Origin of the sequence: Geodermatophilus amargosae, from assembly GCF_900116515.1 — a bacterium.
In the GTDB taxonomy this organism is placed as follows: Bacteria; Actinomycetota; Actinomycetes; order Mycobacteriales; family Geodermatophilaceae; genus Geodermatophilus; species Geodermatophilus amargosae.
This window is the reverse complement of the sequence record NZ_FPBA01000011.1, coordinates 131,341-142,252: the sequence shown is the minus strand read 5'-3', so window position 1 is coordinate 142,252 and position 10,912 is coordinate 131,341. Positions and strand designations below refer to the sequence as shown.

Sequence of the window (10,912 nt, the reverse complement as noted above, 5' to 3'; positions counted from 1 at the left end):
TCCGCCCAGGCTGCCTGCGCCTGCGGAGGAATTGCAGTGTGCGAGGGACTTACATCGGGCACAGCGCCCAGTCGACCATCGCAGGCGGAAAGATGCCACTCCGCGAGGACCGCGAGACCGTGCGTAATGGCCGGTGAGGTGGCAGGGTGCTCCGGCATCCTGACCGCGCTGGAGCCCCCCGACGTCACCGCCGCCGGAGCCCCGCCGGGGTGTCCCCGTCGACCACCAACTGATCGCCTGGGCCAACCCGGACCGCGGCTTCCAGTGATCGACTGATCACAGCAGTCTGCCGGTCAGGAATCCCTGGGAGGGGCACGTCGGTCGGGGGACCGGTTGGCTGCACCCGATCAGGGCGATAATCGGTTATGAGAGTGGCGGAGGAAGTGGGGCTGCGTTAGCCGAGCGGGCATGACAGGACTCACTGCTAGCAATCCGCTTGCAACAGCTAGCACCCGGGGTTCTGAGGGCATAGTGCAGACATGGCCAACAACAACAAGATCGTCAACCAGCTTCGCGCCCTTGTGCTCCTCACCAAGACCGAGGAGCAGGTGGCGCGCACCCGCATCTCGCAGGCCCGGACCGACGCCGTCCGCCGCGAGCTCACGCAGAACGCCGACAACGCCGCGGCCCGCACCATCGAGATCACCGAGGCCCTCCGTTCGCTCGGCGGCGTCCCCGATGTCGTCACCCCGGCCCTCGGCCGGCTCAGCGCCAGCCTGAAGGCCACCTTCGAGCAGGCGGCCCCCGTCGAGGAGGCGCTGCTCAGCGACCTGTCCCTGGAGCACCAGCTGCTCGACCGCGCCACCTACGTCAAGGTCCTCGCCGAGCAGGCCGAGGAGACCAAGGTGCGCCGGCTGGCCGAGAAGCTCATCGGCGCCCACCAGGCGACCGTGGAGTGGCTGACCGTCGTGCTCGCGGAGGAGGCCCTCGGTGGCCCCGCCGCACTCGTCGCGACCCCCGTCCAGAAGGTCGCCGGAGGCGTGGCCCGCGCGGTCAACGCCCCGGTGCGCTTCTGGGCGAACCGGGTCAACAACGCCGTGGACACCGTCAGGAACGCCGGTGAGGAGACCTCCGACCGGTTCTCCGCCGTGACCGACCGCGCCGCGCAGCTCACCGGCGCCGTCCGCGAGACGCTCACCGCCGGACGCAGCGCCTCGCTGCGTCGCGCCGAGCAGATCGCCCGCCGCGAGGGCAACAAGGACGCCGCCAAGGCTGCCCGGACCGCCCGCGAGGAGCTCGGTGACGTCTCCGCCGACGAGCTGCCGATCAAGGGCTTCGACTCGCTGTCGACGCCGGATGCCGCCAAGGCCGCCAAGGCCCTGCGCGAGCCGCACGACATCCGCGTGATCATCCGGTACGAGGAGACCCACAAGAACCGGTCGAGCGTCATCAGCGCCGCCCAGGTCGCCCTCGCCGAGGTGGCCAAGGAGGCCGTGGGCGTCGACGCCTGATCCCGCAGAACACTCGGAGGGTCCACGCCCCGCTCGTCGGGGTGTGGACCCTCCGTGCGTCCGCCTGCCCGTTCCGTCGCGCTGTGCCGCGTCCTGATCGAGCGCTGTGGTGGGTGCTTCCTGTTGTGAGCGGCCGGGGCGGTCGGACCCCCATCGCCCGCAGCTACTCAGCAGGTGGCCTGCCAGCCCGCGCCCTCGGCCGGGCCTGCACCAGCCCGGCCGCTCGGGTAACCGGTCCGCCCCGCTCGATCAGTAGCGCAGCACTCCGCCCACCATTCGCGGCAACGGTCCCAGCGTTCTAGTGGCCACCGATGCCGACGACGCCGGTCAGCGGGCCCCGAGCAGATGTACTGGCAGCTCACCGCCCGCAACGCCCCCCGGGCCTCACCCTGCCCGGCGGGCCTCGACCCCGCCGACCTCCTCCACCGCGAGGGCTCGATCGGGCTCGGGACGGCAGTCGAGTCCGCCAGCAAAGCTCGCCGACCTGCTACTCGACGGCCGTCTTGCAGCGACCGCACACGACAGGGAGCCCTGCCGTCATTCAGGAGGCGGTCCGCGACGCGGCAGCCATCATCGCCGCCTTGCCGTCGGCCCGGTGGCTAGTACTGCAACGGCAGTTGTGCGTGTCGCTGTCGGGATCGGCGGAGGGCTGGTAGCAGCGTGTGCCGATGCGCTGCGATGGCCTGGTGGCCGAGGTGCAGGACTGGGCGGCGGGCCTGGAGGAGGTACACGCCCGGATCGCGAGTGCCTTCGCTCGGGCCGAGCCGCGGGCCCAGGTGCTGGCCTATCTGCGTGGCCTGCTGGGTCAGCTGGAGCGCAAGAACGGCTGGACGCTGGCCGAGACCGCCGGGGAGGTCTCCCCGGACGGGATGCAGCGGCTGCTGCGCACCGCGGACTGGAACGCCGACACCGTCCGCGACTAGTGCTGCGGCTGACAACGTTCGCCCTGAGCGTCTCCCTCAGGGACACCCGTGACGACAGACGGCAGACTTTCGCGCAGCTCCGGGCGCGCTGGGACGAGTCGCCCTGACCGGACCTCCTCGCCCGCCGCTGTCCGGCGCGAGACTGCGACCCTGCGGGCGTGGCTTCCAACTCACCGGACCCGGGGGCGCCGCGGTTCCCTCGGGGGACACCGGAGTTCGACCGCGCGCTCGCGTTCTTCGACGCGACCTACGCCGTCGCCCTCACCCTGCTGGTCACCACGCTGGACGGCATACAGGTGCCGGGCGCCTGGGCCGACCTCGCGGCCCTGTGGGCGGCGATCGGAAACGAGATCGTGGCCTTCTTCCTGGCCTTCGCCATCGTCGCCTTCTACTGGCGCTCGAACCACGCCTTCGTCGCGCGGCTGCACCACCTCAGCGGGCGCCTCATCACCGTGAACCTCGTACTGCTCGCGTTCGTCGTGCTGCTGCCGTTCAGCACCGACGCACTCGGGGAGCACCAGGAGCCGCTGGCAACGGCCGTCTTCGCCGGGAACGTCGCGGTGATCTCCTCGACGGAGGCGGTGATGTCCTTGCTGGCCTGGCACAGAGGGCTGATCAGCGCGCCGCCGTCACCCCGGCGGATACGGCTCGAGCTGGTGCCCCAGCTCGTCCCCCCGGCGGTCTTCCTCGCGTCGATCCCCGTGGCGTTCCTGGTCTCCTCCTCCGCCGCCCGGCTGTCATGGCTCTCGCTCGTCGTCCTCAGCCCCGTGGTCGGCATCCTGGTCAGTCGCCGCCCCCTGATGTGACCGCGCGGCGCGTCTGTCCCGTAAGCCGCCTTCAAGGCAAACGTTGCCTGACGCGGTACTAGCTGCCTTGCTATGTGGTCGAGCGGCTCGACCCCGGCGGAGTGTTGATCGTCGATGAGACCGGGTTCATCAAGAAGGGCGCCCGCTCGGCCGGCATCGGCGAGGACGTCGGGTTCGCCACCCAGCCCGAACTGGCCCGCCGCATGCTGACCCGCGCCCTGGACGCCGGGGTGCCGGGCGGCTGGCTGACCGCCGATGAGATCTACGGGGCAGGACAAGCGGCTGCGGGTGTGGTGCGAGCAGCACGGATTGCCCTACCTGCTGGCCACCCGCTCCACCGACACCGTGGCCACCGTCGACTGGCGCCAGCGGCGGGTCCGCGCGCTGATCGTCGAGCTGCCCGAGTCGGCCTGGGCGCGGTGCTCGGCCGGCGCGGGCGCGCACGGCCTGCGCCTCTATGACTGGGCGCGCCTGGAGTTGCTGGCCGGCGTTGACGCGAGCTGGTCTCGGTGGGTGCTGGCCCGCCGCACCATTCCCACCGACCCGGGCGAGGAGTCGCAGCTGGCCTTCTACGTCTGCGCCGGACCCACCGACACCAGCCTCGAGCAGCTCATCGCGGTGGCCGGCAGCCGGTGGCGCATCGAGGAGTGCTTCGCCGCGGCCAGGAACGAGGCCGGCCTGGCCTCCTACCAGGTGCGGGACTACACCGCCTGGTATCGGCACATCACCCTGGCCATGCTCGCTCACGCCTACCCCAGTGCTACCCGCGCCAGCGCGGAAAAAGGGGGGCCCGCGGCCGGAAGCGAGCAGCTCATCGCGCTGACCGTGCTCGAGCTCCGGCGCCTGCTCAACACGCTCATCCGCAGACCGCGGCTCGATCTGGACCACGCCGCGGACTGGTCGTGGTGGCGCCGACGACGCCAGGCCCAGGCCCGCGCCGCCCACTACCGAGCCCGCGGACAGGCCCCGCCATAACTGCCGTTGCAGTATTAGAAGACGTTGCATTAGTTCGGTGGGAGCCGTCGGGCGCAGATGAGGGTGACGGCCAGGCGGGCCAGGGCGGTGATCGTGGTGGCGGTGCGGTCGTAGCGCAGGGCCAGACGTTTGTAGGACAGCAGCCAGCCCAGCGTGCGTTCCACGACCCAGCGGTGCCGGCCCAGGCGAGCGCTGGAGTCCCGGCCGAGGCGGGCGATCCGGGCGGTGATCCCACGGCGGCGCAGGTAGCGGCGGACCCGCGGGTTGTCATAGCCCTTGTCGGCGTGCAGCTTGACCGGTCGGCGGCGGGGATGGCCGCGGCCGCCGCGGCGGATGGCCGGCATGGAGTCCAGAATCGGCTCGACGAGCATGCTGTCGTGCCGGTTGGCGCCGGAGACGGCGACGTTGAGTGGTAGCCCGGTGGCGTCGACGAGCAGGTGGTACTCGCTGCCGGCCTTGCCCCGGTCGGTGGGGTTGGGGCCGGTCAGCTCACCCCCCTTTTCGCGCGGACGCTGACGCTGTCGAGGCTGGCCCGGGACCAGTCCCGCTCACCGCGCTCGCCGAGCTGGTTGAGCACGGCGACGTGCAGCCGATCGAAGACACCGGCCTCGGCCCACTCGTGCATCCGGCGCCAGCAGGTCCAGCCCGACCCGTAGCCCAGCTCGACCGGCAGCTTGGCCCAGCCGATCCCGGTAGAGAGCACGAACGCGATGCCCTCGAGGACGTCCCGATCCGAGGTACGCGGCCGGCCGGTGCGGCCGTGGATGGCCGGCTTGCGGGGTGGGATCAGCGGCTCGACCAGCGCCCACAGCTCGTCACTGATCAACCGCGGCGGCGGGCAAGACGCCGACGACGACATGCCCGGCACACTGCGCCGACACCTCGTCAGCGGACAGAGCCCGACGACCTACTTCCGCAACGTCTTCTCAGTCTCGATGGCACCTGGGACCGGATTCTCACCGCGCTGCAGGCCCAGGCCGACGCGGCCGGCGAGCTGGACTGGACGGTGAGCGTGGACTCCTCGATCTCCCGGGTGCACCAGCACGGCGCCACCGCCGCCCGGACCCCGGACCGATCGGGGGACGGCACCACTCGGCGGCAAGACCGAGCCGGCTGACCACGGGCTGGGCCGTTCCCGCGGCGGGTTGTCGACCAGGACGCATCTGGCCGTCGACGGTCGCGGCCGACCCCTGGCAGTCCTCGTCGGACCTGGCTAGGGCGGGGACTCACCGATGCTCGGCCCGCTGCTGGCTGCCATCCGGGTTCCTCGGCCAGGCGGCGGACGGCCGCGCACCCGCCCAGTGGCGGTGCTCGCCGACAAGGCCTACTCCGCCCGCGGTCACCGCGCCGAACTGCGCCGCCGGGGCATCACCGCGGTGATCCCCGAACCGGCCGACCAGGCCGGCCATCGGCGACGCCGCGGCTCGGCCGGGGGCCGGCCGATCGGCTACGACCGCACCGCCTACCGCCGCCGCAATGTCATCGAACGGGCCTTCAACCAGCTCAAGGCCTGGCGCGGCCTCGCCACCCGCTACGACAAGCACGCCACCGTCTTCCACGGCGCAGTCGTCTTCGCCTCGATCCTGCTTTGGCTACGGGATTGAGAGACGCGCCCTAGCAGTCATGAACGGCGGGTAACGGCCACCCCAGTGGGCTGCGACGGGCAAACCTGCTGGACCGCCGGACAACTATGCCCGCACACTGGCCCATGGCCACCCAGACCCTCAGGTGCAGCCGGTGCGATCGGCCGGCCATCTGGAACGTCCACGTGTCCTGCGGCTGCGGCGATGAGCAACACCCACGCTGTGCCGAACACCGCGGCGGGCGCCGCGGAGCTGGCCTTCGGTCCCAGCACATGAAGAACTGCCCATCCTGCGGGGGCATCCGCAGGGTGGTTACCGAGATCGTCTCTGTCCCGAACTGGATGAAGGCACGAGTTCAACGGGCGGACACCAGACCCCGCTGCCAGATCCACACCTGTCATAACCTTGGCCGCTACACTGCGACCACCGGCTGTGGATGTGGTGAGGACAGCATGCGTGTCTGTCCCAAGCGCCACGCTGAGATCCGAGCCGGTGCAGCCAAGTTCGGATGCTTTCAGTGCAGGCAGACCGTGGCGGTGGCGGGCGGCACGGACAGCGCCCAGCACCGTGCGTAGGTGCCCTTTCCGTACGGGTTAGTTGCCAGCCGCTCGATACGCCTCAACTACTGCAGTAGGGACACGCCCGCGGTTGCTGACCTCATACCCCTTGGCAGCAGCCCAAGCGCGCACGGCCTTGGGATCCACATCCGCGACAGAACTAGCACCACGGCGACGCCCGCGCACGCCGCCCACCTTGCGGCCTGCCTCAACGTACTTGTCCAGCGCTTTCCGCAGTTCCTCGGCGTTGGCGTCGGTGAGATCGATCTCGTAGTCCCGACCATCGAGGCCGAAGCTCATGGTTGTGTCCGCGAGTTCATCCGTCAGGTCGTCATGCATCGTGACGATGGTCTTTGTGGCCATGCGATTCACAGTCCGCGTGTAGTGCGTGTGTGTCAAGCGCGGTCAGGAAGCCGTCACCTTCGGGTGGGGTAGGGCTACCTGGAGAATGTGTGAGTCTCGCAACCCCCCTTCACCCTTCCTGTACGACTCTCAGCCCATCGTGAGCCACGATAAAACGTTCCCGACGGAATTCCCCAGAAACTTGTGGGGACGACGAGGGGTGTCGGCGCGGAAGTTCATGTTGTGGACACCAGTCCCCGATGCCCACATGGTGGCGCCTCGACCTGTGAGCTGGTCAATGCTCAGTACTGCAACGGCACTTCTCCAGAGTGCCAGGTCCGATTGCATGACCGATGGGGTGGCACGCCGCGCGGAACGCTGGACGCGCCGCCGAGAGGCAGGATCAAGCGTCGGCACAAGGAAGTGCTGTTGCGGTTCTAGGCGGCCGGCGAGTGGTCACGGTGGATCAGAATGGCCAGCTGGGTGCGGGTGCGGATGTCGAGGCGGCGCATCACCGCGGTGAGGTGGCTCTTGACCGTCGTCGGGCTCAGGAACAGCCGACGCGCGATCTCCTCGTTGCTGAGGCCCTCAGCCACCAGCGTCGCCACATCGCGCTGCCGGTCGGTGAGCCGGTTCAGAACCTGGCCCTCGACACCGGCCTGGGTCGCCTCACCGGTCAGGTAGCGCACGAGCTGGCTGACGACGGCGGAGTCGAGCGCGGTCTCCTGCCGGGCGAGTGCGCGGACGGCGTCCAGGAGTCGCTGCGCAGCCGCGCGACGCGGCAGGAAGCCCCGCACTCCGGCCTGCAGGACCTCCAGGAGCCCCAGCTCGCCCCCGGTCTCCGCGAGCACCAGCACCCCCGTCGCGCGCTGGCACAGGTCCCGCAGCAGCGGCAGGCTGGAGCAGCCCACCAGACCCTGCCGGACGACGACGACCTGCGTCCCCGGGCCGTCGGCGACCTCGAGCGCCTCACCGAGCTGGCTGGTCTCGGCGACGACTGCGATGTCGGGCTGCGCCTCGAACACCACCCGCAGCCCGAGGCGGAAGACCTCCTGATCCTCGCAGAGCAGCACGCGCACCAGCGGTACCAGTGGCCGCGCCGCGTGCTGTGCGAGCGCGGTCCCGGCCGCCCGCAGTTGCCGCGCTGTGGTCACGTCCCTGAGCGGGAAGCGGCTCTTGGAGTCCTGGTCGGGCGAGCGCGCCGTCAGGTCGCCGTGCCCCGTGCTGAGGCCGATGTCATCCTCGGTCATGAGACTCCCCTGTCCCGCGCGACGCCTCGTCCCTCACTCCGGGTGAGGGACGGCGATACGACACCTGCCCGCCTCAGAAGATGTTGCATTAGTTCGTGGGAAGCCGCCGGGTGCAGAGGAGGGTGACGGCGCGCCAGGCCAGTGCGGTGATCGTCGAGGCGCTGCGGCCGTAGCGCAGGGCCATCGCCCCACGAGGACCGTGGCTTTCCTGCGCCGTCCTTGCCGTCCCGCAGCGACTCTGGACCTGCCTATGCCCTAGCTGATTGGATCCCCGACCAGGACCGACGGTGCCCTTGAGGGAGGCCAGAGATGCCGAGATTCGTCGTGTTCTTCTCCTACACCGCGGAGGCGTGGTCCCGGATGATCGACCAGCCGGGGGATCGCACCGCTGCCGTGCGAGCCGCCGCGGAGGCCGCCGGCGGTCGACTGGAGGCGTTGTACTGGATGCTCGGCGGGCATGACGGTCTGGTCGTTTTCGAGGCGCCGGACGCCGAGGCCGCCGCCGCGGTGAGCGTCTCCTCGTTCAGCAGCGGTGCCCTCGGACATCTGGAGACACACCAGCTGCTGGACCAGGACCAGCTCCTGACCATCCTTGGCAAGGCGAGGGAAGTCCGCGGAGCGTATCGGTCACCGGGGACCTGACCCGCCCATGGCCTGGCAGTCGGCCGGGCAGAGCAGCACCTACCGGCCAGGGGACGGCGACCGGGCGGCCTGGTCCATGCAGTCAGTCCATCCGCGAGACATTTTGTCACTCCCGGAATCACCGGGGTCCGACAATTCCTCCGGACGGGTCATGCGGGGGATGCGTTGGCGGGCACCGATCGTCAACACTGCCGGGCTGACGGGCGGCCGGAGCGAGTGCTTACGGAAGTTCGGTGCCGACAGCCGGTAGTCGCCGGACGTTAGCCACGACCGCTCGTCAGAGAACGTCACCCGGTAGGTCGGGTACTCGGCCCGCGACGCCGACACGTGGTCGACCTGCGCGACGCTCCCGGCGACGAGGTCCTAACGCCGCCGACTCATCGGTGCTCACCACCTCAGCGGGCGCATGCTCGACGAGCTCAAGGCTGGTCCAGCGGAGCAGCACCGGCGTCGCCATGCCTTCAAGCTGCACACCCGCAGCCTGCTGCGCCCACCAGAGACAGGTGACGGTGCCACTGCGGCTGGCCAAGTGGGCCGGGCTTTGCACCAGGACGCGGCTCCCGACGTTCGGGTGCCTGTGCGCCTCGTTCCGTAGTTCCACCCGGTCCGTCCTCTTGTCGTGGTGGTGTGAAGTATCGGCCGGGCACGGGGGAGACCCGGCAGAACGGACGTTCGGCACCGCCGGTCAGCAGTCGACGACATCCCGGTAACCGCCGAGGTAGTTGGTTCCGGCGTCGTACACGCGGACGAGGACTGTCTGCCCGCAGTCGACCGGCGCAGGAGCGGAAGCCTGCGCCGTCCCCGCCGTGCCGGGGAACACTGACGTGTTGAACCCGTCGCCGGTCGGCGCGCCGTCGGCCGTCTCGTATGCGGCGAACAGGAACAGCAGGGCGCCCGGCTCGGCGCCGGTCACCAGCACGTCGAACGTCGCCGTTCCGTCGCTCAGCGGCCTCACGTTGACCACCCCGGCCGCCAGGACCTCCGGGTCCTGGGCGACCGTCGCTGTGCACTGCCCGCGTTCGGCGCCGGTCAGGCCCACGCAGGCCGCCGCAGGCGTCGTGGCCGGCGTTAATGCAGACGCGGTGCCGGCCACACCGCCGAACGCCAGCGCGCCGGTGAGAATGGCGGTTGCACGCAGCCCGCGCCGTCGGAGGGTAGTGCTCGTCATGGTGGTGTCTCCTCTAATCAGGTCCTCCTGCGGGTCCGCACGAGATGGTGCTCAACCTCAATCAGCGGACGAGAGGCCGCCGGCCGGACGTCTGTGGGGTCGTTGCAGCCCGCACCGGCTGGTGTTCCTCGACCGGCTGCTGGCCACCCCGGTGCACCTGCGCCATGGAGTCACCCCCGAGACGCCGGGGTGAGCATCGCGACCGCCTACCGCTACCTGCACGAGGCACTCGACGTGATCGCCGCGCACCCCCCCGACCTGGCCGACGTGCTGACCCGAGCCCGCGCCGCCCGGCTGCCCTTCCTCTGCCTAGACGGCATGCTGATCCCCACCGACCGGATCGCCGCCCGAGCCGAGGGCGGCCATCACCGGTGGTGCTCCGGCAAGCACCACACCTTCGGCGGCAGCGTGCAGGTCCTCACCGACCCCGGCGGCTTCCCCGTTGTGGGTCTCCGCCGTCCGCCCCGGCTCGACCCACGACCTCACCGCCGCCCGCGAGCTGGTGCTGCCCGCGCTCTATCCATACGCCGCCCGCGGCCTGCCGGTGCTCACCGACAAGGGCTACACCGGCGCCAGCGTCGGCATCCATACCCCCGTCAAGCACCACCCCGACGGGCCGCTACACACCGACAACCGCTGCTACAACTCCCTGATCACCGCGCTACGTGCACCCACCGAACGCGGCAACGCCCTCCTCGGCTGCCGGCGCGCTCTGCACCAGGTCACCGTCTGCCCGCAGCGCATCGGCGCAATCGCCGCCGCCGCATTGGTCCTGACCTCACTCGACCGCGGAAGCAGGTGAGAAAACCTCAGTGACGCCCACGGCACGCTTGCCGACGTAGAGCAGGTAGTCGGCCTGGCCGTGCCCCTTGGCCATGATCGTTTCACGAACGGCTACGCCGGGGCCTGCGAACAGGTTCATCGCCGCGCGGTCTTGCACCGTCCAGCCAGCCGCTGACAGCTGGCTGTCGATCAGTACGCGAGCGCGCTGCTCGGCTGCGAGTTGCGGTGACGTTTCAGACATGGCCAGGGCGCAGGCTACTTGAGGCGTTCGCACCGCCACTTGCAGCAACGCCATAGGGGTCAGCGATGACCTCGGCCGGGGCGGTGCCTCTAGCGCTTGCGTCCGCGGCCGCATTCTCGGTCGCACGGCAAGCAGAGATCGTCGGCTAACCGCAGTTAACCTCGGCGTACCACTACTGGGCCCTGCAGGGA

Annotated in this window: 11 protein-coding genes and 1 pseudogene; 7 read left to right on the top strand and 5 right to left on the bottom strand. The window is 70.2% G+C overall.

Translation table 11 applies throughout. From position 1 onward, the window contains the following. Positions 1 to 479: 479 nt before the first annotated feature. From BM414_RS15730 to BM414_RS15715, 4 genes and pseudogenes are all read left to right on the top strand, one after another. Positions 480 to 1,451 (top strand): hypothetical protein, encoded by a 972-nt coding sequence (locus BM414_RS15730; RefSeq protein WP_093580681.1) that lies wholly within the window; start codon positions 480 to 482, stop codon positions 1,449 to 1,451. 668 nt (positions 1,452 to 2,119) lie between these two features. Then, positions 2,120 to 2,371 (top strand): annotated as a pseudogene (locus BM414_RS15725) (IS701 family transposase); the annotation flags it as partial. Positions 2,372 to 2,532: 161 nt separating this feature from the next. After that, entirely contained in the window at positions 2,533 to 3,180 is a 648-nt protein-coding gene (locus tag BM414_RS15720; RefSeq protein WP_093580680.1) for a TMEM175 family protein, read from the top strand. Between the two features lie 255 nt (positions 3,181 to 3,435). Further along, positions 3,436 to 4,155: an IS701 family transposase gene (locus tag BM414_RS15715; RefSeq protein WP_139245886.1), complete on the top strand. Its 720-nt coding sequence runs from the start codon at positions 3,436 to 3,438 to the stop codon at positions 4,153 to 4,155. A 29-nt stretch (positions 4,156 to 4,184) separates the two neighbouring features. On the opposite strand, the gene BM414_RS15710 is transcribed toward BM414_RS15715, so the two are convergent. Then, a protein-coding gene (locus tag BM414_RS15710) for an IS5 family transposase (protein ID WP_093580676.1) occupies positions 4,185 to 5,014 on the bottom strand; the annotation gives its coding sequence in 2 pieces (ribosomal slippage) (positions 4,185 to 4,657 and positions 4,657 to 5,014; 831 coding nt in all). Between the two features lie 373 nt (positions 5,015 to 5,387). Here BM414_RS15710 and BM414_RS15705 point away from each other — a divergent pair. Further along, complete coding sequence (locus BM414_RS15705) at positions 5,388 to 5,759, top strand: transposase (RefSeq protein WP_093580674.1); 372 nt, start codon at positions 5,388 to 5,390, stop codon at positions 5,757 to 5,759. A gap of 572 nt (positions 5,760 to 6,331) precedes the next feature. Here the strand turns inward: BM414_RS15705 and BM414_RS15700 are convergent. Both BM414_RS15700 and BM414_RS15695 read right to left on the bottom strand, forming a co-directional pair. Then, on the bottom strand, positions 6,332 to 6,658 hold the full coding sequence (locus BM414_RS15700) for a histone-like nucleoid-structuring protein Lsr2 (protein WP_093580672.1): 327 nt from the start codon (positions 6,656 to 6,658) through the stop codon (positions 6,332 to 6,334). A gap of 416 nt (positions 6,659 to 7,074) precedes the next feature. Beyond that, entirely contained in the window at positions 7,075 to 7,887 is an 813-nt protein-coding gene (locus tag BM414_RS15695) for a response regulator transcription factor (protein WP_093580670.1), read from the bottom strand. Between the two features lie 309 nt (positions 7,888 to 8,196). Here BM414_RS15695 and BM414_RS15690 point away from each other — a divergent pair, with 309 nt between their 5' ends. Further along, positions 8,197 to 8,529: a GYD domain-containing protein gene (locus BM414_RS15690; protein ID WP_093580667.1), complete on the top strand. Its 333-nt coding sequence runs from the start codon at positions 8,197 to 8,199 to the stop codon at positions 8,527 to 8,529. 685 nt (positions 8,530 to 9,214) lie between these two features. Here BM414_RS15690 and BM414_RS15685 read toward each other — a convergent pair. Further along, positions 9,215 to 9,697, bottom strand: coding sequence for a hypothetical protein (locus BM414_RS15685; RefSeq protein ID WP_139245884.1), 483 nt, complete (start codon positions 9,695 to 9,697; stop codon positions 9,215 to 9,217). Positions 9,698 to 10,061: 364 nt separating this feature from the next. Between BM414_RS15685 and BM414_RS15680 the strand changes: the two genes are divergently transcribed. Further along, positions 10,062 to 10,499, top strand: coding sequence for a transposase family protein (locus BM414_RS15680; protein ID WP_093580663.1), 438 nt, complete (start codon positions 10,062 to 10,064; stop codon positions 10,497 to 10,499). On the opposite strand, the gene BM414_RS15675 is transcribed toward BM414_RS15680, so the two are convergent. Further along, positions 10,476 to 10,721, bottom strand: coding sequence for a hypothetical protein (locus tag BM414_RS15675; RefSeq protein ID WP_217644743.1), 246 nt, complete (start codon positions 10,719 to 10,721; stop codon positions 10,476 to 10,478). The two genes, BM414_RS15680 and BM414_RS15675, sit on opposite strands and share 24 nt — an antisense overlap. Positions 10,722 to 10,912 lie beyond the last annotated feature (191 nt).

Excerpts from the sequence above, each read along its gene's own strand:
- BM414_RS15675 (WP_217644743.1), bottom strand. The coding sequence starts at position 10,721 with ATGTCTGAAACGTCACCGCAACTCGCAGCCGAGCAGCGCGCTCGCGTA.
- BM414_RS15730 (WP_093580681.1), top strand. The coding sequence starts at position 480 with ATGGCCAACAACAACAAGATCGTCAACCAGCTTCGCGCCCTTGTGCTC.
- BM414_RS15695 (WP_093580670.1), bottom strand. The coding sequence starts at position 7,887 with ATGACCGAGGATGACATCGGCCTCAGCACGGGGCACGGCGACCTGACG.
- BM414_RS15715 (WP_139245886.1), top strand. The coding sequence starts at position 3,436 with ATGAGATCTACGGGGCAGGACAAGCGGCTGCGGGTGTGGTGCGAGCAG.
- BM414_RS15690 (WP_093580667.1), top strand. The coding sequence starts at position 8,197 with ATGCCGAGATTCGTCGTGTTCTTCTCCTACACCGCGGAGGCGTGGTCC.
- BM414_RS15705 (WP_093580674.1), top strand. The coding sequence starts at position 5,388 with ATGCTCGGCCCGCTGCTGGCTGCCATCCGGGTTCCTCGGCCAGGCGGC.
- BM414_RS15685 (WP_139245884.1), bottom strand. The coding sequence starts at position 9,697 with ATGACGAGCACTACCCTCCGACGGCGCGGGCTGCGTGCAACCGCCATT.
- BM414_RS15700 (WP_093580672.1), bottom strand. The coding sequence starts at position 6,658 with ATGGCCACAAAGACCATCGTCACGATGCATGACGACCTGACGGATGAA.